Below are 23,717 nucleotides of genomic sequence, written 5' to 3' on the forward strand. Positions count from 1 at the left end.
ACATGTTATACGTTGTTGTCGCTTATCTTTGGATATCACTTTACCTTTATCTTATTTTGGGTGGAGCTGATTTTGGCGTAGGTATCATAGAGCTCTTTACCGGAAAAAATAATAAACTACGGGTCAAAAATACAGCCTACAAATCTATTGGACCAATATGGGAAGCAAACCACATGTGGTTGATTATTGCCATTGTCGTACTTTTTGTAGGTTTTCCGATCATTTATAGTACCTTATCCATATATCTTCATATTCCACTTCTGCTCCTGCTGTTAGGTATTATAGCAAGGGGAACAGCGTTTACTTTTCGCCATTACGATGCCATTGACGATGAATGGCAACAAGTCTATAATAGAATCTTTCGGATAAGTAGCTTAATCACACCCTTCTTTTTAGGTATTATTGCGGCAAGCACAGTTTCCCGACAGATAGATCCTGGAGCTTCAAACTTTTTAGCAGCCTATGTACTCAGTTGGTGGAATCTGTTCGGTATTGCGGTAGGGCTCTTTACAGTGGCCATTAGCGCCTATCTTGCGTCAATATACATTATTGGAGAAGCGGAAGAAAAAGGATTTGTCGATTACCTGATGCGTAAAGCCAAAATATATTTCTTTGTAGTGTTGGGGGCAGGCAGTCTCGTATTTGCTACAGCGTACTGGACAGGTATTCCTCTGTTTGAGTGGGTATTTGGAGGTTTCATTGGTCAGGTAGCGGTTTTATTGGCAACGGTCTCCATAGGTGTTCTTTTCTGGGCGGCCGCTCATCATAAAAGCACTCTAATGCGTATATCTGCTGCCTTTCAGGTTATGATGATCCTGATAGCGGCTACTTATAATCATTTTCCCGAACTCGTTCTGCTTGCTGATGGAAGTGCACTATCCCTTTTAGATCAGCAGAGCAGCGAAAAGACAATTACTGTATTGGCTTGGGGCCTACTGCTCGGAAGCATTTTTATATTACCGTTTCTTTTTTATCTACTGTATTCATTTCACAAGAAGAAACCTTGACGAATTGCCTTATGGAAATATAGAAAAAAATCCTGAAGCGGGAAGCTTCAGGATTTCTAACCTAACCAATTTTTAACCTAAATTATGAGCAAATAACTGCTCAAATTACTTGCCAATTATTAAATTGCAGTGTTTTTGTTACATAGGATTGTTGTCTATCCATTCCTGTACTATTCTCCAATCATAGATATGAAATACGTTTCCATTGCTCATCGCTACAAAAATACCTTGTGGAAATTGTGGACCAAAATTGACATTGACGGCATCGGCTCCATCGCATTCTACCGTTGATACCGGGATTTCTGAGATCAACTGATGTGCGTGCGGATTATTTTCTGAGCCTTCTCTTTTATATACCAAAAATGTGTTTTTCTGTTGGTTAGATACCAAAATATAACCTGTTTTCGCATCTTTTTGATATATAGCGATTCCCTCATGATCCCGTTTTGCATCCGCCTGGCCAAAAAAAGCAAGTTCCTCGTTGTTCCCTTTAGCAGGATCAGCATAGTATTTCCGTATTCCAGCTGTCTCATCCGAATAGTATATATATCCCAATTCATTATCTACCGCAATCGCCTCAATTTCCTTTTTTCCGCTATATCTACCAAATTTACGCACAGCTGTCGCTCCAACTGTGCCATCGGATTTTCCAGACAATTTGTACTGCCACAAATAATTTTCTAACGGGCCAGTTTTCCGTCCGACAATTGCATAAATCTCTATTGTGGTCGTATCGACCTGTTTGGTATACAATGCTATACCCATACCATCCCGTTCTCCGTCGCCTGTTTCTCCCTCGAAGATTGGAATCCCTCCGTTGTCAATGGGAGTTAAGTCAGGCAGCGAAAATATCCGGATCGTATTTGTTTTCCTTTCGGTCGTCACAGCGATATCGGTTTTGATGCCATTGATATCCAATCCATACGCCACATCAACATTGTTTGGCCGTTGCATATTCTCGAAGCTGTTCACAATCTTTCCTTCCAAATTATAAACATATAGGCCTCCACCAACTTCTTTATCGGTGCCGATGATAAGGCTCTTTGATGGATCTGTCGGATGAACCCAAAAAGCGGGATCATCGGTATCATGAGGTGTAGGTTCGGTAATAGACGTAGGTTTAATCGCATTTTCGGCTACTGGTGCCATTCTGTCTTGGCAGGACGAAATCATTAGGCCAAATGCCAAAAATGATAAAATATTGAAAAGTCTTTTCATTTCCTTTAATTTTTTGGAGTTTAAAAATATCTGAGTATTACTATAAATCAAATTTCAGTCCCAACGTATATCTTGGACGATAATACTCCAACTGCATCATCCGTTCCTTGCTACCCTGATAATAGCGCAGCGGTTGATTCGTCAAGTTGTTGGTTTCGCCGAAGATTCGTAATTGACGGGTTATTTTGTACGACGCATTGGCATCCAGGAAAAACTGTTTGTCGTAGTAGGCATCATAAAAATCACTTTCGCCTATCTCATCCAGGTAAGCCGCGGTATAGTTTGCTGATACACGGGCTGAGAATCTGTTGTTCTCCCAAGAAAGAGAGCCATTAAACATGTGTGGAGCTGTTCTTGGTAAACCCAGACCAGTACGTTCATCCCCATCTTCGCTACTTTGGATTCCATGTGCCTTGGATTCGGTAAACGTGTAATTCGTATAGATCGCGAACCCTTTTAAAAACCTTCCTGGTAGAAAGTCCAATTGACGCTGGAATGCTACCTCAAACCCATAGACATCGACATTGTCGCCGTTACGGTACTGTACAAATTGCCAGTTTTCGCCGACTGGGATAGGGTTGGATACGGTCGGGAAATCAGACTCGAACTTCCCGGCATTATAATTAGGATCGTTATACCGATATATGAAATTATTTAGCCGTTTATAAAATGCACCCGCAGAAACCAAACCGATATTTTGGAAATAGTTTTCGGCCATAAAATCAAAATTAGTGGCATATGTTGCCTTTAGATTGGGATTACCCGCACTAAGCTCAGAGTCTCCAGGAAGTGCATTTACGTAAGGAGCCAACGCATAATAATTAGGACGGGCTAGACTCGTGGTTACCGCTGCACGAAGGATCAAGTCTTTGGTTACATCGTGTTTCAATGTCAAACTTGGCAGAATGTTGATGTAGTCATTCTTGTTGTTGACAGAGCCAACTAAATCTTCCTCATCCTCGACATAATTGCCTGTATAGTCTATTTTAGTATATTCTACACGTGCTCCTATGATCATCGATGTCCGTTCAGTAAAATTTTGATCCCAACGTACATAGCCTGCGGTGATCATCTCTTTGGCTTTGTAATTTACTGCCAGATACTCCGAAGGAACAGCTTCCTGTTCGAAGAGCCCGGTATTACCAAAATTCAGGCTTCCCAAGTAGTTCTTGTCTACGAACCCCGCGGGCACATATTGGCTACCCGGTCCGAAATTATTCATTTGCCAGTTTTCCAACGGTAGAGCTGCCATGTTTTCAAAACCACTTAATGGCTTATATTCGTAAAAGACGTTGTCTCTCGTCTTGTTCTTTAAGCGTAAGCGGCCTCCAAAGCGGAAACGTCCTTTTTGTCCATCGATCACGCTAAGAGGCAACCGGAAGTTCATCTTCGCTCCAAACTCATCTTCGGAAGTGTAATCGTGGTTTTCAGTCACTTCATTAAGCTCAAATTGGGAATAATCATGGTAATTATCAACGATTAGCGGTTTATAAGCGTTGCTCACGTCCTGGTCCAATACTACTGCCTCCTGTTCAAAATCGATATAGCGTTCATGTGGACGATCTTCGGAAGCTTTGGAATATGATGCTGCCCAGTCAAAGTCAAGCTTTGAAGACAAAAGATGCTCTCCTCTTAGCGAGAAGTTAAGCACTCTTTGGTCCTCGAGTCGCGTGTTGCCGTTTTTTCCATCAGCACCTCCTTTTGTTTGGCGACGTATGTCTCCGACAAAAGATTGTTCATCTTCATCCCATTCCATCTTCCTGTACTGTGTACGGTAACGATTTTCGCGGTCGTCGCGCCAGTTGTATATGGCATTAAACTCCAATTTGTTTCTTGAATTTATTTCAAAATCTGAAGCGACAGAAAAACTGCGGCGGATACGTTGTACATCGTACTTTCTGATGTCCATTTCTTCGACAAAGGTACGATCGTCGTCCACTTCCCAAACAGCTTCGATATTGTCCGAACCAAAATTTTGGGTCTGGATTGTTCCGCTTACTATCAGACCTAGTTTATTGTTTGCATAACGATTGCCATATACTATCGATCCATTATACAGTCCTTTTTCGCGTATAGGGGCATATCCACCGCTCAATGTTGCAGATAGTCGCTGGCCATTGGGGGCCGCGCGAGTAATCAGGTTGACAGAACCGCCAATGGCATCGGCATCCATATCTGGTGTCAAAGTCTTATTCACCTCGATGCTCGAAATCATATCAGAAGGGATCAGGTCCATCTGTACGTTCCTGTTATCACCTTCGGCCGACGGGATACGGTCACCATTTAGTGTTACCGAGTTTAATTCCGGAGATAGACCACGTACAATGATGTTGCGTGCTTCTCCTTGGTCATTCTGCATGGTGATACCTGGGACACGTTTTAATGCGTCTCCAATGTTCTGGTCCGGAAAACGCCCCACCTGGTCTGATGAAATAATATTGGTAACATTGCTATTATTTTTCTGCTGATTTAAAGCCTTTGCCTGGCCCCGGGCCATATCGCCGATAATCTGTACTTCGCCCACAGTCTTGTACGCAGGGTTCAAAAGAACCTGCAACTGTTCCTGTTTACCATTTATAGTAACTGATTGACTATAGGCTTGATAGCCCATATAATTAACGGTGAGGGTATATGTTCCAGCAGGAAGATTCAAGAACTCAAAAGACCCCGTCGCATCGGATACGGTATAACGGTTTCCCTGCTCCAAGCGTAGCGTTGCGCCTGGAAGCGAAAAGCTGTCGCTGGAATCCATGACTTTCCCTTTTAAAATCCTTGTCTGCGCAATCGTGTTCGAACAACATAGGGAAAAAATAAACAAATAAAGTAGTCCTTTCATTTTAAACATTTTTTTGGTGTGGTTTTTATTTATTCGACAAAGATTGTTGACGATAGGCATCAAGACAATTTTTGTGCGTAAACAAAACAGCAACAACATTAATTAATCCATAGACAGCACAGCAACATTATTACATTTTACAGATTTAAATAATTGTAAAACAGGTTGTTGTGTTGTTTTTAAATAGCCATTAACTTTCTGTTAACCTGATGTTACCGTAATTTTAAGGAGATATAGGATGTTTACAGCCGTTGAATAAATGTTGCAAGACTTTCTCCTTCCGGGAGGTTCAGTTTCTTGCGTAATCTATACCGCGCTATCCGTAAACTGTCCTGCGATATGCCCAGCATAGTCGAAATATCGGGCGAACTCAAGTTCATTTTCAGTAAAGCGGCTAGTCGGAAATCAGACGAAGTTAAGGCATCACTATATTCTTTTAGTCCATCAAAAAAGTGTTCGTGAACGCGTTCAAATACGATGCGAAAATCATCCCAATTTTTATCTTGGTTGTGGTTTAGTTGGATGAGGTTTATGATATGCTTCAGTTCTTTCCGTTGATCCCTCTTGTCGCTTTTTACCACCGCATTCAATTTCTCCTTCAGTTCATCCAGCAATTGGTTTTTCTGAATCAAGTGCAGCGTGTGGCTGGTAAGTTCCTTACTCTTTAGTTCCAGCTCATTTCTAAGATTATCCTCCTTCAGTTTTTTATTGTTCAGGTCAGTTTCCATAGCACGCTTCTGGGTTTCGTACAGGATCTGGTTTTGTTCATGGAGCCGCTTTCCGTTGGTGATCTTCAATTTTTGTCTACTGATAACACTGATGCCCAGAAAAATCAATAGCAACACGATGGCTATCCCAGACAAAAGCATAACATAGTGAATCTTTCGTTCCCGTTGATATTGTACGATGGCATCATCTTTCTGCTCAAGTTCAAATAGAGTTTGAAGGACCGTAAGTTGTTTGGTCATATCTTCGGAGAAAATTTCGGCATGGATCTCTCTGCCGGCTTCGCTATGGTGATAAGCGCTGTCATATCTTCCCATCAAGGAGAACGTTTTTGCTAAGTCACGATGAGAACTTGCCAGCTGGTAATATTCTTTCATATCTTTAGCCAATGAAGTTGCCTGTCTGGTGTATTCTAATGCCGTTTTATAGTCACCTGTCTTTCGAAAAATATCCCCCAGATTATTGATTATCTCTATTTTAGCCATCTTATCCTCTTGCTCGTTAATGATATCTAATGCTTTTTTAAAAAATAGCAGTGCCGAATCCAACTGAAACTTGTCTTCATAAATACTCCCTATATTTTCGTAGATCTTGGCTATCAGTGCTTGATCTGCTCCATCTCTAAGGTGATCGAGGGCTAAATATTGGTGCCGTTTGGCTTCCTGAAGATTTTCTGTTTTCTCATGTACCTGCCCGATATGAGCAAGCGCATCAGCCATGCCGTTGTTGTTATCGACCGAAGTGTAAAGGGAGAGTGCCTGCTGGAAAGCCTCCAAGGATACCACGTACTGCTTGTTATAAAAATTGGTTTCACCGATTTTTATCCATGTATTTGCCAGTTCCAAAGTTTGCTCATGCTTTCTGAACAAAGACTCTGCTTTGTAAAAATTATCGAGTGCCTGCAAATAAGCTGCTTGATAGTAATATAATTCGCCGATTTGCCGATAACATACCGCTGCAAGGGGGTAATTTCCTTCCTCCAACGCATCGTTGAGGTTACGTTTTATTTGCTTAAAAGCCAAATCGGGATTTTGTCTGATTGATTCTTTCGGCGATACCGAATAGGAAGACAGTCCCCTTTGGGCGAAGATGAACGTGACAGATAGGAAAAGGAAAAGTACGGAAAGAATATACGTTAAGACCTGCTTCATTTTGGATTGAAAATATGTTGGATACATTTCGACCTCTAAAGGTAGAATCGCAAAATGAAAATAATGTTACGCTATCGTTAACTTTAATTCAGCTTTAAAAGCTAACCAGCTATTTATTGCTTAATATTTTCAACAATGAATATTTTTGTGTATCGATAAAGCAATTTATACCACCCCGTCCTTTAATCTCTATTTCAGCTTCCTTTTGACTTCAGCCGTGATATATCCACTTTCAAAATACGAATAGATATCTTCTCCCGGGCAGCTGGTCATCGTGCTATGATCCTTGTGCGTAGATATGTCCTTAGGAGATATGTTATACTTCTTACAAGAGTCCCGCAATAGGTCCGTCAGTACCATTAAAAGATGTTCATCTATTTTTTGTTCGTTATAGTTGCCCAAAAAGCAAACCAGTAAATGACCCGTCGGATCATATTCCGTATTGGTTTCGCCAACAGATAGCGGATTTCTTCCAGCATATACCGTACCATCTGGTGCTATCAAATAATGATACGGTATATCCGACCAATTGCGATCGGGCCCCATGCACCAGGTTTGTATGTTTTTTAGTCGCTGTTTGGCATTATCTGTTTTATGCAATACCTTACCACCTTCGTGGTGCACGGTAATTAATACCGGTGTATGCGATTTATAGGGTTTGGCTGGTTGCGCATTCCAACTACTTCGCGGCACTATAGTTACGGTATCCTTTCGCGTGCTGTTTTCTATATTATTGGTACGACTTTGACCATTCACTAAAGCGAGATCAGCATGAATAAATCCAAATACTAGGCAAATAAATGCGGTTATCTTACATCCCATCAGCAAGTTCATATTTAAGGTTTTTCCCATTCTGAGGCAATAAAAAAGTAAGGACCTTTATCCATTTTTCCACCTCTAGGCGATAGGAGATCACCTTCATAAAATACACCATGCGCATTCGTTATCTTTTTTTTCGCAAATAGGCTCCACGAAGTTCCCAGTTTACTTTGTTCCCAATCCGGATGAATGGATCTGGGGTTTGGTTGCGAGAGCACCCGAGCGTTATATTGTTTAGGAGCAAGCCCCAAATCAACAGAAACAATAGTAGCACTTGTATCATCAACGACCGCTTTTTTAGACTCCTTTGTTGTGCTGACTGAATCCGCGGTTGTTTGTCGTGTGTTCAAATTGTTGTTTTTCCCGTCCGATGGCGATTGACATGCCGTCGTGCCGATCACGCAGAACGATAGCGATAATAGTTTTAGTACATTCATCATAGAAACTTATAAGCAACAATACTGCCGATTGTCCATAAATACTGATTAAACTTAGATAAAATTGGCTGCATTAACAAACAGTTTTTCCGTTTACTTTCTTCTTCCTGGTTGGTATAATCACGCACTTTAAGAAAAAAGCAGTTACTTTGCATCTGTTTTACAGCGAAAATATCCATATGAACTATTTTGAGGAGCTCAGCGCCTTATTGAATGCGGAACAACGTCACGATAAAGCCCAACATGAAGCCCTGCTTTTAACGAGCAGTTTAAACGAGCGACGGGCACAAGGCCTAACCTGGTTTCCAATTGCGATAACGAACAGTGAGCTTGGCCGAGGCGACTACCTAACGATAACCTTGAACAAAACCAATAATTTGGAAGAAAGTCATCGGTTTCGATTTGGTATGCCAGTTTCCCTATTTTCCAATCATGCTCCCGATGAAGACCGTATGGATGGCATTATAGCCTTTGTAAACCGGGACACCATGCGGATTTCATTTCGGGTAGATGAATTGCCGGAATGGAGTCGGAGAGGAAAGCTGGGTGTCGATCTATTATTTGATGAAAACTCTTATCGGGAGATGCATGACGCTTTGGACCATGCTAAAGAACTACGTACGGATTTTGAACGAGGACGTCTTATTCGACAGCTCATAGGAGAGGAGTTGATTATGCCGCATCAAGCAGATGCAACCTGTCAAGATCCTACCCTTAATAACAGTCAAAACATTGCCATTCAACATATTTTAAGCCCCCGTCCGCTGACTATCCTACATGGCCCTCCGGGTACGGGCAAGACGACAACCCTGGTCAAAGCAGTGCAAGCATTGTTAAAGCAAGAAAATAAACAGCTTTTGCTTGTGGCTCCCAGCAATACAGCTGTTGATGTATTGACCGAGCGTCTGGATGCAATCGGGATTTCGGTGGCCCGCATAGGTAACCCCGTCAAGGTGTCTGATCACCTTCAGGAGTTGACATTGGATGCCAAAGTAGATCGGCACAGCGCCAATAAAGAAGTGAAAAATTTGGAAAAGCAAGCACGTGCTTATACCGATATGGCTCAAAAGTACAAACGTAACTTTGGTAAGTCAGAACGGGAGCAACGGAAGGCTCTTTTTGATGAAGCGCGTAAACTCAGGAAAGAGGTAGATCGAATTCAAGATTACATCGTTGAAGATATTCTGAACAAGGTAGAGGTTATTACCGCAACGTTAGTCGGCGCAAATCACCATACCATCCGTCATAGACATTATGAAACGGTTATCATTGATGAAGCTGCCCAAGCGTTGGAGCCGGCCTGCTGGATTCCCATACTGAAGGCTAACAAGGTGATATTGGCGGGCGATCATTGTCAATTGCCACCGACCGTTAAATCCAAAGGCAACGCCAAAGAAGGACTTTATCATACCTTATTTGAGAAATTAGTGAAACGTTATCCCGCATCAGTTGCGCTGTTGAATGTTCAATATCGGATGAATGCGCAGATTATGAACTATCCTTCCAGAATTCTTTACGCAGATCAATTAGAAGCTGCGATATCCGTGTCCGAATGGACATTACTTCGCGATGAAACTCCCATACTCTTTATCGACACAGCAGGGGCAGGGTTTGAAGAAACGCAGGTTGAGGGAGCCATCTATAATACCGAGGAGGCTTATTTTTTAAAGATGCACCTTCGTGCATTAATCCAAGATCTCAAAGCGACCTATTCTGATCATGCATTTCCGAGTATAGGCATTATTGCCCCTTATAGAAGACAAGCTATCTTGTTAAAAGAAATAGTAGGACAAGACGAAGAACTAGTTTCATTTGCCAATTTTATTCAGATCAATACTATTGATAGTTTTCAAGGCCAGGAGAAAGATATTATCTACATCAGCTTAACGCGGAGTAATGCCGAGCAGCACATCGGCTTTCTATCCGATGTGCGGCGCATGAATGTAGCGATGACCCGCTCCAAGAAAAAACTGATCGTAATAGGAGACAGCAGTACAATAGGCCAGCACAGTTTTTATAAAGGTTTTTTAGACTATATTGAATCCATTAATCATTACCACAGTGTATGGGAGTGGGATATACAGGTATAAAGATTAGCGTTCAATATCTTTTAAGCTATTCATTTTCTTGTATTCCAGGAATCCTTTGATGTCTTCAAAATGCTCTCGTACGCGTTTATTTCCAAATTCAAACACTTTTTTAGCCAATCCATGCAAGAAATCCCTATCATGAGATACTAGAATCAGCGTACCATCGAATTCCTGTAAGGCATCTTTTATAATGTCCTTTGTTTTCATATCGAGGTGGTTGGTTGGCTCATCAAGAATCAATACATTCACCGGCTCTAGAAGTAGTTTGATCATCGCCAGACGGGTTTTTTCGCCACCGGACAATACTTTCACCTTTTTAGTTGTATCATCTCCACTAAACATGAATGCGCCCAGTAGATCCTTTATTTTAACGCGTACATCACCAACTGCAATTTGATCGATTGTTTCAAAAACAGTCAATTCTTCATCCAATAGGGCCGCCTGATTTTGTGCGAAGTATCCAATTTTAGCATTATGACCAATTTTGAGTGTACCATCAAAATCAATTTCACCCATAATTGCTTTGATCATCGTTGATTTACCCTCACCATTCTTACCTACAAAGGCGACCTTTTCGCCACGCTCAATTACCATGGCGGCATTCTCGAACACCACATGATCCCCATACGCTTTAGTCAGCTCTTCTACGATTACCGGATACTGACCAGAACGAGGAGACGGAGGGAACTTCAAACGTAGGGCCGAAGTATCTACCTCATCGATCTCAATAATCTCCAGTTTCTCCAACATTTTGACCCTGGATTGCACCTGCAATGTTTTCGAGTAGGTTCCCCTAAAACGATCTATAAATTCTTGATTATCGGCAATAAAACGTTGTTGTTCCTCATACGCCTTTAGTTGATGCTGGCGGCGCTCTTTGCGCAATTCCAGATAGTGGCTATACTTCGCTTTATAATCATAGATCCTTCCCATAGTCACCTCGATGGTGCGATTGGTAATGTTATCTACAAAAGCACGGTCGTGCGAAATAACAATGACAGCTTTAGCAGCATTCAATAAGAAATCCTCCAGCCATTGAATACTCTCGATATCCATATGGTTTGTAGGCTCATCCAAAAGAATTAAGTCGGGTTTCTTTAATAAAATTTTAGCCAGTTCTATGCGCATACGCCATCCGCCCGAAAACTCCGATGTCTGACGTGTGAAATCCGTACGTTCAAATCCCAAACCTTTTAATACCTTTTCTACCTCAGCATCGTAGTTTGTGTCTTCGATCGAATAGAACTTTTCACTCAGTTCCGAAACACGTTCGATTAATTTCATGTAATCGTCGGTTTCATAATCTGTACGTATATTCAATTGTTCGTTTAATTCTTCCAGCTCATCCCGCATATTGTAAACTTCCTCAAAAGCTTTAGAAGTCTCTTCGAATACCGTTACGTTATCGTGTGTCAGCAAATGTTGTGGTAAGTAAGCAATAACTGCGTCTTTAGGACCTGAAATATTACCCGAGGTAGGTTTTGCTGCTCCCGCTATTATTTTTAATAAAGTTGATTTACCGGCGCCATTTTTACCCATCAAGGCTATTTTATCATTTTCATTGATAGAAAAAGACACGTCACTGAAAAGCGTTGTTCCGCCAAAAGAAACAGAGATGTTATTTACGTTGATCACTATATATTCGTCTTAAAAATTTGCTGCAAATATATAGGAATCTAATTGGTTTATCATATTCTTAAAGCAAAAGGGTTTAGATATCACATCTAAACCCTTTCTTACTTCTTTTGTGGCGTATCTTTTTTTTCTGTTTCCATGTTTCTTTTTCGAATTAGCCGTGTTGCTTATTCTTTACAGATACGTTAAAGAAGCATTTTATCTAGAAGATGCGTGTTCACCACAGCATCTGATTTTTACTTCTTTATATTATAACGTCATCTTTTTTAAGTTATTGTATATAGCAAAAAAAAAAAATTTTCGCTATACATTGGCTGTTATTAACAGTGACCTAAATTAAGAAACAAACCCATCGTAGGCATTGATATCAAATTGAGATAACCAAACCGACTATTCCGAAATGATATGATTTGGTGACGTTTTGATCAGAAATAACAATTATTCGTTCATAATAAAACATAAATTTGAGAGAGAGAGAACCTATGTCAATTTATTTATGAGAAAAATAGTGTTAGCAGATCCATATCAAAGCGAAAAATCGTATCGTGCTCGATTTTTACTAACCCTAATATCGCTGGTATTATTTTGCCCCAATGTATTTTCACAACAGCATACGTCGATGTCGCCGCCTAACGCATCCCGGCCTAATATTGTAATTATCATGGCTGATGATTTGGATAGCAGGCAGTTGAGTTGTTATGGAGGTGAGAATCTACAAACAACGCATATTGACCGCTTAGCTCAAGAAGGATTAAAGTTTAACAACTTAATTGCATCAGAGGCGATGTGCGTACCCACCAGAGCCTCATTATTTACCGGGCTTTATCCAGTCCGGCATGGCGCCTATCAGAATCACAAACCCGTAAATCTAGGAGTAAAAAGTGTAGCGCACTATCTACAGGAAGTCGGTTATCGCGTAGGTTTAACCGGAAAAGATCATGTAACAAAGCCTAAATCCAGTTTTCCATTTCAAATTGTGCCCGGTTTTGAAAAAAATTGTGTAGCGACTACAGACGAGTATTTCTTGGATAGTATTGCCGATTTTATACAAAGTACTAAAGATCCCTATTGTCTTTTTGTCATGAGTGCTAATCCACATGCCCCGTGGACAGTAGGGGATACAACTGAGTTTGATAAGGCAGAGTTAAAGCTTCCGGAACATTGGGTGGATACCGATTTAACCCGTCGGCAATTTGTGAAGTATCTCGCCGAAGTACGGAGATTGGATAATCAGGTCGGTGATGTATTACAACTTTTGGAAGATAACAAGCAGTTAGAAAATACGATTGTTATTTTTCTTGGAGAGCAAGGCCCTCAGTTTCCAGGAGGAAAATGGACCCTGTACGACAATGGGCAGCGAAGCTCTATGTTGATTCGATGGCCCGGGACGGTGGCCGAAAATACAAGTACTGATGCCATTGTGCAATATGAGGATATTACGCCTACCTTGGTCGCAATAGCAGGAGGTGTACCTTTGAAATCTTTGGATGGACGAAGTTTCCTGCCTGTGATCAAAGATTCCCAAAATACGTTTCGCGACTATGCCTTTGGCATTCACAACAATATACCCGAAGGTCCTGCATATCCGATTCGAAGTATTCGAAATAACCGGTTTAAACTCATTGTCAATTTAAATTCGGATCAAATGTATCGCATCAAATACATGACAGATACCACGAATAGACAACAAGTTTACACATCTTGGGTAAGGAAGGGTGAAAATGACGAAACAGCCTACAAGCTAGCGCAACGTATCGTCAAACATCCCCCGGTGGAATTTTATGACTTACTGCATGACCCCTATGAGTTGCATGATCTGTCTGGTAACGAATCGTATTTTACGACTATCGATGAGATGAGAAAAGAATTATTCAAATGGATGGAAGCACAAGGTGATACAGGCGCAGGGCTAGACGTACCCATTAAAAGACATAAGTAATAAATAAGAATGAAAAGTCTACTTTTCCTTGGAATCCTAAGGATGATTAAAACCGTCTTCGTATTCCTATCTTACTCATTTATAGTTCAGGCCCAAGAGGCACCTAAGCCAAATATCATTTTGATCTTGTCCGATGATCTTGGGATAGGGGATATCAGCTGTTATTTCGGAAAGTACAAGACACCAAATATTGACAAGATTGCGGCAGAGGGCATTCGTTTCACCAATTACTATAGTGCGTCTCCAATATGTTCTCCATCCCGGGCGGGCATTTTCACGGGTCAGGTGGCCTATTTTGTCGAGAAAACATTGACTTTTTTGCGAGAGAACAAAGGCAAACCCTGTTATGTGAACCTTTGGACAGACGACGTGCATGCCAGGCAATATATCGGCACGTAAGAAACGACTTATGTGGGAGTATGGACGTAACAACGCCTTTTTAGTGTCCCGAAAGGATCCACCAGAAGCCCTGCGTTAGCCTATCGCTGGCAACATTGGAAGTTTTTGATGAATTCGGATAAAAGTAGTATGGAGTTATATGATCTCAACGAAGACCGGATAGAATCGACCAATCTCGTAGCGAAGCATCCCGATTTAGTAAAACAGTTTAGTGAGCAGCTCCTAGAATGGTGGAATGGTTTACCTCCGTTTGAATAATGAGACATTGACGAATAATTTGATATATACGGATAGCGTTTTTTTAATCGGACGCATATGAATGTAACGCATTTTGTCTAAGTTTGAGGTAATAACTTTAAATTTAATTTAACATGATGTTTAGAATAGTATTTTCCGTAGCTTTTATTGTATTAATGATTCAAACAGGTTTTTCACAGCTATCCCGAAGTATAGGTCCTATGTGTGAATTAGATGTCACGGATAAAATAAATGTGATATTGATTCCGAGTGATAACAATGAGGTCGTAATAACCGGAGAACTCGCCAATCAAGTTGAAATCATCGAAACAAACGAAGTTTTACGTATAAAGATGGCCTCAGGCTATCTACTAAAAGGTGACCAAACGGTGGTTACCGTTTATACACCCAAGCTCAATCGTATTGCCGCCCGTAAAGGAGCGCATGTACAAATGGAAAAAGGTGAAATAAAGGTAGACTCCCTTCTCTTAACTGCTAATGAGGGCGCGAAGTTAAACTTGATAATCCATGTCGATTATTTAGAATCGTATAGTACAGCAGGCAGCACGACCGATCTCTCCGGTCAAGCCACAAAACAAGAAGCAAACGTAGCCTTTGGCGGAAAGTATATCGCAAAAGATTTAATTTCGGAAGAGGCGTATGCCCGTGTAAATGCTGGTGGAAACTGTGAGATACACGCAAAGCAAAGTGTCGACGTACAGACCAGGGCTGGGGGAGTCATAAACATTTATGGCAACCCAAGCGAGCGGAAACAAAAGAAAGTTGCGGGCGGAAAAATAGACTTTCTTTAAAACGGTTCGCTTTTACCACATATAGACGGCGCAACAATTTTAAAATTTTTATAGTTACCTTTATCATTACAGATTTTAGTATGCCATGAAAGGAAATCTTTTATTACTTTTATTATTTACGACATTGTCGGGATATGCTCAAAATACGATCAACAACTACAAATACGTATTGGTACCCGAGCAATTCAGTTTTTTTAAAGAAATGAATCAATATAATCTAAATAGTCTGACAAAGACATTTTTGGAACAAAAAGGCTTTACCGTTTATTTCGACAATAAAAATTTGCCAACCGAGCTAGCTAATAACAAGTGTAAGGCGCTTAATGCCGATCTTACAGCTAAAAAAGGAATGTTTACCACGACACTTATACTTACATTAACAGACTGCCAAGGTAACGTGGTTTTTAAGGGCAAAGAAGGTAAAAGCAGAGAAAAGGAATTTAGTGCTTCGTATGGTGAGGCTTTAAAAAACACCTTCGTCTCTTTAGATGAACTTCCTTATACCTTTACCGGTGAAACCCAAGAGGTCGAAACTGTAAAGACATCTGAAGCAGTTGTCGTACCCACAAATCCACCGGCGGTAGCAGTTGAAAGCACCGAATCCTCGGAAACCTTATATGCTCAGGCAACAGCAAATGGTTTTCAGTTGATCGATACCACGCCAAAAAAAGTGCTGACCCTTTTTAAAACGTCTGTAGCCGATTCTTTTATTGCGGATAGTGGTCAATTCAAGGGAATCGTGCTGAAAAAAGGAGGGAAGTGGTTTTTTGATTACTACAACAATGAAAAGTTGATTTCCAGAGAATTGCAGATTAAGTTTTAGTACTTTGTCGAAAAAAATAAATAAGCTCCATGAGTGATTCTTCCTATTTTATTGTTGCCGTTGTCGCATTCCTTGGTATTTTGCTAATTGTTTACGTCTTTAGATCGGGAGGCAAAAAGAAAATTGCGCTATCTTCGGCACTTACCGACCAACTGATGACAGAGGTTCTCGAGAAGCAAGTTCGGTTTTATCGTCATCTACCTGCCGACGAACAACAGACCTTCCTGCAACGGGTGCGCTACTTTCTGGAGTACACCAAGATATCCGCAGAGAAAGGCGCCGTAGTTACCGACGAGGATAAAATACTGATAGCTGCGAGTGCTACGATTCCACTATTTCATTTTAAGCTCTGGGTGTATCGAAATCTCACGGAAGTACTGGTATATCCTGATTATTTTGATGAGCGATTCAGCACAGCGAGCGAAGGGAGAAATGTTGCCGGGATGGTTGGTTCCGGTGCACTCAGCAGTAAAATGATCCTATCACAGCAGGCATTGCGCAGTGGGTTTTTGAGTATGTATCCGGGCAATACCGCCATTCATGAGTTTGTGCACCTCATCGACAAGGCCGATGGTGAGGTGGATGGCATTCCCGAGTATCTTATCCCGAAGTCGTTGATCCAGCCCTGGGTCAACGAGATGCATAAAACCATTCGCGAAATCAGAACCGGCGAATCAGACATTCGAGAATATGCGGGTACCAATGAAGCGGAATTTTTTGCCGTTGTATCCGAATATTTCTTTAAGAAACCCGCATTGCTACAAGAAGATCATCCAAAGTTATACCGCATGTTGGATCATATCTATGGAGGGTCCGAAAAACCCGCATAGATATTGAATGGTTAAGACCATGTTTTGGTCTTTAATAATAGCTCGGAGCAGATCTAATAATTTAGCGCTAGCCCAACACCGAAACCCATATCACTATCATAGTGTGTACGAATACCTATATTTTTATTGATGATGTATTTTAGATCCGCCATATATTCCTTATCAGTATTAGCCATAAAACCCGCTCTCAATCTTTTTGAGATCGGAATATCTTCACGCATTAATGACAGACGTACGATACCATCGTGATATACTTCTGCCTGAAAATTCACGAGCATGGGCAAGGTGTACATAAAGCCTACGCTGAAGGCATTGCGTGTATCTTTTTCATTTTTCTGACCAAATAAATTGGTTTCGTGTTCATCTATACCCATTTTACGGTAACGCCAGTCAAAGCCGATAAATGGCATAAACCATTGCATTTTACCGATGTACCGTCCCAAGTGGGTTTCCACTTCGTAACCGTGCATATCGCTATATCCTAAACGCCATTCCGTACCTAAACTCCATCTCGCATTTTGTAGCATTGCTTCTCCATCGTTACCATTGGTTGCAAAATCATTCTGAGCCATAAAGTGTGGCATATTGCTTTCGTTTTGCAATTTATTGTACGCTTTCTTCTTGTTGGGCAGGTACGGATTTTGATAGTCATCAACTGCAAAAACCCTATTCATGCCAGACATCATATGATAAAGGATATGACAATGGAAAAACCAATCTCCTTCTTCGTTTGCCAAAAACTCAATGGTATCCGTTTCCATTGGCATTATATCCAGCACATTTTTAAGGGGCGATTTTTCACCTTTCCCATTGATTACCCTAAAATCAAAACCGTGCAAGTGCATTGGGTGGCGCATCATCGAATTATTGTAAAGGGTGATACGTAAAATTTCTCCTTTCGTCACAGGTATTTTATCGGTTTCAGAAAGTATTTTATTATCCATGCTCCACACATATCGGTTCATATTTCCCGTAAGTGTAAATTGTAATTCTTTTACGGGTGCATCTTTGGGAAGTGTGGTATTGTAGGGCGATTGCAGCATAGCATAATTTAAGGTTTTGATTTCCCCTAACGCATTTGCATCGTAACGGTTGGGGTCGTCATCCATATTCATATTGTGCTGGCTATGGTCTTGCATCAGCTTAGCTTCTCCTGTAATTTCAGGATACATGACTACATTCATATCCATTTGGTTCAGGCTCATTTTCATTCCCATATCGTCCAGATCTCCGTTCATCTTCATCATATCGTTCATCATTTTCATCCCTTCAAAATATTTTAATTTGGGAAGTGGCGACAGGAGTTGTTTGATACCATTGCCCACAAAGTAACTTGCTGATTGTGTTCGGTCCTCGGTCGTCGCTAAAAATTCGTACGCAATACCATCTTCAGGAATTGTTACCACAATATCGTAGGTTTCGGAAACTGCAATAATTAATCTATCTACCTCTACCGGTTCTACATCATTACCGTCATTAGCTACGACTGAAATTTTACCACCTGCATATCGTAACCAAAAATAGGATGAAGCTCCACCGTTTGACACTCTTAATCTTACTTTATCTCCTGCTTTTAGTGTTTTACCATCAACTGTTGTTAAATCAGTAGTATGATGTCCATTGATTAATATTTTGTCATAATAGACATCGCTTACGTCCATTGCCAACATACGTTTCCATTCGTTGGTTAGTTTAGTTTTGAAATGTCCTTCTCTGATGGCTTCTGCGTAGGACTGGGTTGCATTTTTTTTGATTGCCGCCCAATCGTTGGCATTGTGCAACATCCGATTGATGTTATCGGGATTTAAATTTGTCCATTCGCTTAAAATGATGGGTACAGTTGGTAAATCATCTATCCCTTTTCTGAAGATTTTATCGTCATCCTTTTTCTTCATGATGAAACTGCCATACATTCCAATCTGCTCCTGCAAACCGGAATGGGAATGGTACCAATGCGTTCCGTGTTGGATAATTGGAAAACGGTAAGTATAAGTTGTACCCGCCTGAATGGGTTTCTGGGTAAGCCAAGGTACACCATCTTCTTTATTGGGCAAGAATACACCGTGCCAATGCAATGAGGTGCTTTCTTTTAACTGGTTGTGGACTATAATCTCGGCAGTATCGCCTTCTATGAACGTAAGCGTAGGCATTGGTATTTGCCCATTTACTGCAATTGCTCTCTTTTCTTTTCCTGCGTAGTTTACAAGCGTATCTTTTACATACAGCTCGTATCGCACTACTTTTTGTGCAGAAAGGGATTGCGAACATAAAAGTATGAAAACTACCTGTAGCAACCTTATAGTAAAATTTTTTTGGGGTATATTCATTTTGATGTTTTTTTTAAGAAACACAGTCTCTTTGTTTTCCAGAAAGCGAAATAATTTTATTTATTGCTAATTGTTTCCTGTACGTTACCGCAGGTCAGCATTTGAGAGCCGTAATATGGATTTTTAACCGTCGCTTCCTTACTTAGCCAATATGCACCTTTCCCACTACTGTACATTGGGCAATGCTGATAATATATAGGTTTTTCGTGTTTCGACACCTTAGCTAATTCATACATATTTTTAGAAAGTAAAGCGAAATTTTCTCTTTGCTTTGCAACATCTTTGGAAGCAGCAATCTTTTCAGCATTTGCCGTTAAGTCTTTCATTACTTTCATCCAAACTGTATGTTCGTCAGTAGAAAGCTTTGTCATCTCTACCCCTTTAATTGCTTTTATCAGTGCTGTAGCTTTGTCGAATGCAGTACCTGCATCCGTTTTTACCAAAGCATCTTTCACTGAAAAATAATTGTCGAAAACGGCCTTCAGTTGTGGTGCATTTTGAGCATGGGCAGTATTTGTTGTAGCCATCTCGCTGTGATTATGGCTTGCATGTTCATTTTTCATATTCCCACCTGCATCATTAGATTTTACGACCGGCTTTAATTCTCTACTGTACTGGCAACATCCCGGAAGTTTAGCATATACGTCATCCGGTGCTAAAAATTTTTCGCTATCGTAGCCCGCTAGTGCAATACTTTTTAGGATCTCATCCTGCTTAATCTTGGCGCTGTTATACGTGATTGTAGCCAACTTAGTGTCTTTATTCCATTCTACAGAAGCTATATTTTGTACGTTTCCCGCTTTTTCGATGGTTGTTTTACACATTCCGCAGTTACCATATATTTTTACGGTTTCTGTTTTTGCATTTTTGATTTGTGCGAAGCTATTTACAGTCGATAGTAATACCGTGATTACCACCAATATTTTTGATATTGATTTGTTCATAATATTAATTTTTTAGAAATGGAATTCACGAACTCCGTTTCATTTTGAAAATTTTTAATGTAATAAGATATACGAGTTGATTGCGAAAACCGGATTTAGTTTTCGACAAGACATAGCTATGGCTAGCAAGCCATGGTTTTAGCTTATTTTAGGGGGTTGCCAAATGGATGGGTAGCCTGATGAATAATAGGCTTGTTTAAAACCGAATTTTTGCTTTTTAGTTTCCGCAAAATAGTCTGTTACTTTAAAATCACTTGATATTGTCGAGCTTACAAAAGATGAAGAAATGTTGCACCTGCACGAGCTGTTTTTGCACTTACCATTGCAATCGTCATGGTTCTTATCTTTTTTGCAGGATTTTGTTTCGCAACAATCTTTTTTCTCTGCTTTTGCAGATTGGTCCTTTGAGCAAGATTTCTGTTCTGTGTTAGCCGCTTTTTTTGCACAAGCATAACCTGTGCTTGGCGTAAGGAAAAATCCTAAGCACAGTAAGATAACAAAGCCAATATGTTTACTCCAAGTTTTCAATACAACAAATTTACAAATAAGATTATCTTTTTTTGATGGCTTTTTTCTTTTTATGCGGATGTTTACGAAAGTTGTATCCTTTTGCTTTTTTTCAAGACATCATGACCTTTTCAGAAACCTAAGCTAATGGATAACTGGTCCTGAAAAGGGCATTTCAAAAAGCATTATGTTAATTGTTTAACGGTTCTATTTTAAAACCAGCCTTTTCTATTTTTTCAATCACCTGTTCTTCAGTAATACCTTCGGACTTAACAGTCAGTACCTTATCTTTGTTTGCGGTGTCTACTTCCCAATGGCAAACGCCGTCGGCATCATTCAAAAATGGAGTTACTTTAGCAATACATCCCCCGCAATTAATGTTCGTCTTAAATTGAAATTCTTTATTTTCCATTGTTTTAGAATTTTAGTATGTTATTTAATAATACAAATTTCAGTATTATGTTGTTCAGTATTATTGTGTAATTTACTGTTTGATTTGTGAGATTTACTGTTTACTTTTTCCACTTCAAACGCAGACTGTTGCTCACCACGCTCACACTGCTCAACGCCATTGCTGCACCTGCAATCATCGGATTTAATAGAAATCCACTTATTGGATATAAAATGCCCGCTGCAATAGGGATTCCTATTACATTGTAAATAAATGCCCAAAATAGATTTTGCTTAATAGTGGCTACGGTCTGTTTAGACAATTTTATTGCCTGTGGTATTTTGGTGAGGTCGGATGAAATAATTGTCATTTTTGCAACATCCATTGCGATGTCTGAACCTTTGCCCATTGCAATACTTACGTCGGCTGTTGCGAGAGCTGTACTATCATTAATACCATCCCCAACCATTGCTACCACTTTACCTTTACGTTGTAACTCTTTTACAAAGTCAGCTTTTTGCTGTGGCAACACTTCTGCTTTGTAGTGCTTGATGCCTGTTTGCTGTGCTATGGCTTTGGCTGTCGCTTCGTTATCGCCTGTAAGCATATACAAAGCTATACCCATATCCTGCATCTGTCGAATCGCTTCTACCGATGTTTCTTTAATCTTGTCTGATATGGCTAATACGGAAAGCGCCTGTTTGCTGTCGGCAAACCAAATAACGGTTTTGGATTGTTTGCCCCATTCATCTGCTTGCTGTTGCAGTTGCTCCGCAATACAGATGTTGTTTTCTGCCAATAGCTTTTTATTGCCAACAAAATACGTATCGTTATTGTAATTGGCTTTTGCACCTTGACCTGTAATGCTGTCAAATTGTGTTAAAGTAGTAGTTGCTGTTCCGTCTAAGTGTTTTACTACCGCTTCTGCCAGTGGGTGTTCCGATTGTTTTTCGATACTCAATAAAATGTTTTTGGTTACATCGTCATTGTTGAGCCATTGGATGCCTGCTACCTCGGGTCTGCCAGCAGTAATCGTTCCTGTTTTATCTAAAATAATAGCGTCAACTTTTTTCGCTAGTTCCAAACTTTCGGCATCTTTTATCAGAATACCATTCTCAGCACCTTTACCAACGCCTACCATTATGGCCGTAGGTGTAGCCAATCCCAAAGCGCAGGGGCAGGCAATAACCAATACAGTAACGGCTGCTAATAATCCTTGTACAATACCATTCTCCCCACCCAAAAAGATCCATAAAATAAATGTGAGAATGGCGATACCTATCACAACAGGGACAAAAATACCCGCAATTTTATCGACTAAATTTTGTACAGGTGCTTTGCTTCCCTGTGCATCCTGTACCATTTTGATGATTTGGGCAAGCATTGTTTCTTTGCCAACCTTAACAGCTTTAAATTGAAAACTGCCTTTCTGGTTAATCGTTCCCGCAAATACTTTTTCCTCTTCTTTTTTCAGCACAGGTACAGGCTCGCCACTCAACATACTTTCGTCCACATAAGAACTACCTGATGTTACCATACCGTCCACCGCGATTTTTTCACCTGGTTTTACAAGAATAATATCGTCTACGTTTACATCATCTATAACCGTCTGTTTTTCCGTCCCATCCGTTTGTATCACTATAACTGTTTTAGGCTGCAAACCCATTAATTTTTTAATTGCTGAAGATGTATTTCCTTTGGCTTTCTCTTCTAACAACTTGCCTAACAAAATGAATGCGATGATGACGGCTGCTGCCTCAAAATAGACGTGGGCGTGTAGTCCTCTTTCGTGCCAAAAGTCCACAAACAGCATATTGAACACGCTGAAAATATAAGCGATGCCGGTACTTAATGCTACCAATGTATCCATATTGGCAGAGCGGTGTTTAGCCTGCTTCCAAGCATTAACAAAAAAATCTTTGCCCAACCATAATACAACCGGAGTAGAAAAAGTCCACATAATTTCATTGGCATAGGGCATATCCATAAAGAACATTCCTATCACTACTACAGGTAAGGACAGTATAATTGCCCAAATAGTTTTGGTTTTTAGCTTGTGGAATTTTTGAGCGTGAATGGTTTCTAATGTTTCCTGCTGTTTGGCTTCATCTTCCACCAATAAATCATAGCCAACGCCTTGTACCGCCTTTTGCAGTTTACGGGCATCCGTCATATTAGGCAGGTATTCAACGGTAAGATTTCCCGTTGCGAAGTTAACAGAAGCATTAATAACACCCTCCTGATACTTTATAATGCTTTCGGCGCTGCCCGCGCAAGAGGCACAGGTCATCCCCAGTACCGGAAATGTATTTTTCACAGTGGAAACACCATATCCCAGCGCTTTGATTGCTTTAACCGCTTCTCCTATTGCTTCACTGTTATCAACCGTGATGGCAGCCCTGTGGTTGTTTAGCTCTACTTTGTGTGTTTCGATGCCTTTAACCTGTGCTAACCCTTTTTCAACGATTAACGCACAGTGTTCGCTTTCTACATCTTCCAGCGGAAGATAAATTATTTCTTTATTATTCGTTGCCATAATATCGCTTACTTTAATTAACACTACAAAATTGGCAAATCTATCGGAGGTGG

The 23,717-nt window shown here is 40.5% G+C and carries 19 protein-coding genes; 8 read left to right on the forward strand and 11 right to left on the reverse strand.

The genetic code is table 11. The annotated features are described in order from the left end of the window. The first annotated feature begins 2 nt into the window (after positions 1 to 2). Entirely contained in the window at positions 3 to 1,007 is a 1,005-nt protein-coding gene (locus FAZ15_RS02830) for a cytochrome d ubiquinol oxidase subunit II (RefSeq protein ID WP_136899786.1), read from the forward strand. A 138-nt stretch (positions 1,008 to 1,145) separates the two neighbouring features. Here FAZ15_RS02830 and FAZ15_RS02835 read toward each other — a convergent pair whose 3' ends face one another. From FAZ15_RS02835 to FAZ15_RS02855, 5 genes are all read right to left on the reverse strand, one after another. Continuing rightward, positions 1,146 to 2,225, reverse strand: a complete 1,080-nt coding sequence (locus tag FAZ15_RS02835; protein WP_136899787.1) for a phytase — start codon at positions 2,223 to 2,225, stop codon at positions 1,146 to 1,148. A gap of 40 nt (positions 2,226 to 2,265) precedes the next feature. Further along, positions 2,266 to 5,061: a TonB-dependent receptor gene (locus FAZ15_RS02840; protein ID WP_136899788.1), complete on the reverse strand. Its 2,796-nt coding sequence runs from the start codon at positions 5,059 to 5,061 to the stop codon at positions 2,266 to 2,268. 242 nt (positions 5,062 to 5,303) lie between these two features. Then, the gene (locus FAZ15_RS02845) at positions 5,304 to 6,938 is read right to left on the reverse strand and encodes a tetratricopeptide repeat protein (RefSeq protein ID WP_162304854.1); all 1,635 of its coding nucleotides are present in this window, start codon (positions 6,936 to 6,938) and stop codon (positions 5,304 to 5,306) included. Positions 6,939 to 7,127: 189 nt separating this feature from the next. Beyond that, positions 7,128 to 7,790, reverse strand: a complete 663-nt coding sequence (locus tag FAZ15_RS02850; RefSeq protein ID WP_136899790.1) for an N-acetylmuramoyl-L-alanine amidase — start codon at positions 7,788 to 7,790, stop codon at positions 7,128 to 7,130. Next, entirely contained in the window at positions 7,775 to 8,197 is a 423-nt protein-coding gene (locus FAZ15_RS02855) for a hypothetical protein (protein ID WP_136899791.1), read from the reverse strand. The genes FAZ15_RS02850 and FAZ15_RS02855 overlap by 16 nt, the downstream gene beginning before the upstream one ends. A gap of 176 nt (positions 8,198 to 8,373) precedes the next feature. Between FAZ15_RS02855 and FAZ15_RS02860 the strand changes: the two genes are divergently transcribed. Beyond that, positions 8,374 to 10,284, forward strand: coding sequence for an AAA domain-containing protein (locus FAZ15_RS02860; RefSeq protein WP_136899792.1), 1,911 nt, complete (start codon positions 8,374 to 8,376; stop codon positions 10,282 to 10,284). Between the two features lie 3 nt (positions 10,285 to 10,287). Here FAZ15_RS02860 and FAZ15_RS02865 read toward each other — a convergent pair whose 3' ends face one another. Then, on the reverse strand, positions 10,288 to 11,919 hold the full coding sequence (locus tag FAZ15_RS02865; RefSeq protein WP_136899793.1) for an ABC-F family ATP-binding cassette domain-containing protein: 1,632 nt from the start codon (positions 11,917 to 11,919) through the stop codon (positions 10,288 to 10,290). Positions 11,920 to 12,415: 496 nt separating this feature from the next. On the opposite strand from FAZ15_RS02865, the gene FAZ15_RS02870 reads away from it, so the two are divergent. The 6 genes from FAZ15_RS02870 (at position 12,416) to FAZ15_RS02890 (ending at position 16,959) form a co-directional block, all read left to right on the forward strand. Further along, entirely contained in the window at positions 12,416 to 13,858 is a 1,443-nt protein-coding gene (locus FAZ15_RS02870) for a sulfatase family protein (protein ID WP_238387131.1), read from the forward strand. Positions 13,859 to 13,867: 9 nt separating this feature from the next. Next, entirely contained in the window at positions 13,868 to 14,257 is a 390-nt protein-coding gene (locus FAZ15_RS02875) for a sulfatase family protein (protein ID WP_202912299.1), read from the forward strand. A gap of 108 nt (positions 14,258 to 14,365) precedes the next feature. Beyond that, positions 14,366 to 14,515 (forward strand): hypothetical protein, encoded by a 150-nt coding sequence (locus FAZ15_RS22415; RefSeq protein WP_162304855.1) that lies wholly within the window; start codon positions 14,366 to 14,368, stop codon positions 14,513 to 14,515. A 113-nt stretch (positions 14,516 to 14,628) separates the two neighbouring features. Next, positions 14,629 to 15,306, forward strand: a complete 678-nt coding sequence (locus tag FAZ15_RS02880) for a head GIN domain-containing protein (protein ID WP_136899794.1) — start codon at positions 14,629 to 14,631, stop codon at positions 15,304 to 15,306. A gap of 85 nt (positions 15,307 to 15,391) precedes the next feature. Further along, complete coding sequence (locus tag FAZ15_RS02885; protein WP_136899795.1) at positions 15,392 to 16,129, forward strand: hypothetical protein; 738 nt, start codon at positions 15,392 to 15,394, stop codon at positions 16,127 to 16,129. Between the two features lie 29 nt (positions 16,130 to 16,158). Then, positions 16,159 to 16,959 (forward strand): M90 family metallopeptidase, encoded by an 801-nt coding sequence (locus FAZ15_RS02890; protein ID WP_136899796.1) that lies wholly within the window; start codon positions 16,159 to 16,161, stop codon positions 16,957 to 16,959. Between the two features lie 53 nt (positions 16,960 to 17,012). Here the strand turns inward: FAZ15_RS02890 and FAZ15_RS02895 are convergent, their stop codons facing one another. The 5 genes from FAZ15_RS02895 to FAZ15_RS02915 all read right to left on the reverse strand — a co-directional run bounded on the left by FAZ15_RS02895 (position 17,013) and on the right by FAZ15_RS02915 (position 23,664). Further along, on the reverse strand, positions 17,013 to 19,286 hold the full coding sequence (locus tag FAZ15_RS02895; RefSeq protein ID WP_136899797.1) for a multicopper oxidase domain-containing protein: 2,274 nt from the start codon (positions 19,284 to 19,286) through the stop codon (positions 17,013 to 17,015). A gap of 56 nt (positions 19,287 to 19,342) precedes the next feature. Continuing rightward, positions 19,343 to 20,230, reverse strand: a complete 888-nt coding sequence (locus FAZ15_RS02900; protein ID WP_136899798.1) for a DUF3347 domain-containing protein — start codon at positions 20,228 to 20,230, stop codon at positions 19,343 to 19,345. A gap of 138 nt (positions 20,231 to 20,368) precedes the next feature. After that, positions 20,369 to 20,758 carry a hypothetical protein gene (locus FAZ15_RS02905; protein WP_136899799.1) on the reverse strand — a complete coding sequence of 130 codons (390 nt, stop codon included), beginning with the start codon at positions 20,756 to 20,758 and terminating at the stop codon, positions 20,369 to 20,371. Positions 20,759 to 20,927: 169 nt separating this feature from the next. Next, positions 20,928 to 21,149 carry a heavy-metal-associated domain-containing protein gene (locus FAZ15_RS02910; protein ID WP_136899800.1) on the reverse strand — a complete coding sequence of 74 codons (222 nt, stop codon included), beginning with the start codon at positions 21,147 to 21,149 and terminating at the stop codon, positions 20,928 to 20,930. Positions 21,150 to 21,249: 100 nt separating this feature from the next. Then, entirely contained in the window at positions 21,250 to 23,664 is a 2,415-nt protein-coding gene (locus FAZ15_RS02915) for a heavy metal translocating P-type ATPase (protein ID WP_136899801.1), read from the reverse strand. Positions 23,665 to 23,717 lie beyond the last annotated feature (53 nt).

Source organism: Sphingobacterium olei (genome assembly GCF_005048855.1).
Taxonomy (GTDB): Bacteria; Bacteroidota; Bacteroidia; order Sphingobacteriales; family Sphingobacteriaceae; genus Sphingobacterium; species Sphingobacterium olei.

Excerpts from the sequence above, each read along its gene's own strand:
- FAZ15_RS02830 (WP_136899786.1), top strand. The coding sequence starts at position 3 with ATGTTATACGTTGTTGTCGCTTATCTTTGGATATCACTTTACCTTTAT.
- FAZ15_RS02915 (WP_136899801.1), bottom strand. The coding sequence starts at position 23,664 with ATGGCAACGAATAATAAAGAAATAATTTATCTTCCGCTGGAAGATGTA.
- FAZ15_RS02890 (WP_136899796.1), top strand. The coding sequence starts at position 16,159 with ATGAGTGATTCTTCCTATTTTATTGTTGCCGTTGTCGCATTCCTTGGT.
- FAZ15_RS02880 (WP_136899794.1), top strand. The coding sequence starts at position 14,629 with ATGATGTTTAGAATAGTATTTTCCGTAGCTTTTATTGTATTAATGATT.
- FAZ15_RS02850 (WP_136899790.1), bottom strand. The coding sequence starts at position 7,790 with ATGGGAAAAACCTTAAATATGAACTTGCTGATGGGATGTAAGATAACC.
- FAZ15_RS02835 (WP_136899787.1), bottom strand. The coding sequence starts at position 2,225 with ATGAAAAGACTTTTCAATATTTTATCATTTTTGGCATTTGGCCTAATG.
- FAZ15_RS02870 (WP_238387131.1), top strand. The coding sequence starts at position 12,416 with ATGAGAAAAATAGTGTTAGCAGATCCATATCAAAGCGAAAAATCGTAT.
- FAZ15_RS02840 (WP_136899788.1), bottom strand. The coding sequence starts at position 5,061 with ATGAAAGGACTACTTTATTTGTTTATTTTTTCCCTATGTTGTTCGAAC.
- FAZ15_RS02860 (WP_136899792.1), top strand. The coding sequence starts at position 8,374 with ATGAACTATTTTGAGGAGCTCAGCGCCTTATTGAATGCGGAACAACGT.
- FAZ15_RS02895 (WP_136899797.1), bottom strand. The coding sequence starts at position 19,286 with ATGAATATACCCCAAAAAAATTTTACTATAAGGTTGCTACAGGTAGTT.
- FAZ15_RS02900 (WP_136899798.1), bottom strand. The coding sequence starts at position 20,230 with ATGAACAAATCAATATCAAAAATATTGGTGGTAATCACGGTATTACTA.
- FAZ15_RS02845 (WP_162304854.1), bottom strand. The coding sequence starts at position 6,938 with ATGAAGCAGGTCTTAACGTATATTCTTTCCGTACTTTTCCTTTTCCTA.
- FAZ15_RS02855 (WP_136899791.1), bottom strand. The coding sequence starts at position 8,197 with ATGATGAATGTACTAAAACTATTATCGCTATCGTTCTGCGTGATCGGC.
- FAZ15_RS02885 (WP_136899795.1), top strand. The coding sequence starts at position 15,392 with ATGAAAGGAAATCTTTTATTACTTTTATTATTTACGACATTGTCGGGA.
- FAZ15_RS22415 (WP_162304855.1), top strand. The coding sequence starts at position 14,366 with ATGAATTCGGATAAAAGTAGTATGGAGTTATATGATCTCAACGAAGAC.
- FAZ15_RS02910 (WP_136899800.1), bottom strand. The coding sequence starts at position 21,149 with ATGGAAAATAAAGAATTTCAATTTAAGACGAACATTAATTGCGGGGGA.
- FAZ15_RS02875 (WP_202912299.1), top strand. The coding sequence starts at position 13,868 with ATGAAAAGTCTACTTTTCCTTGGAATCCTAAGGATGATTAAAACCGTC.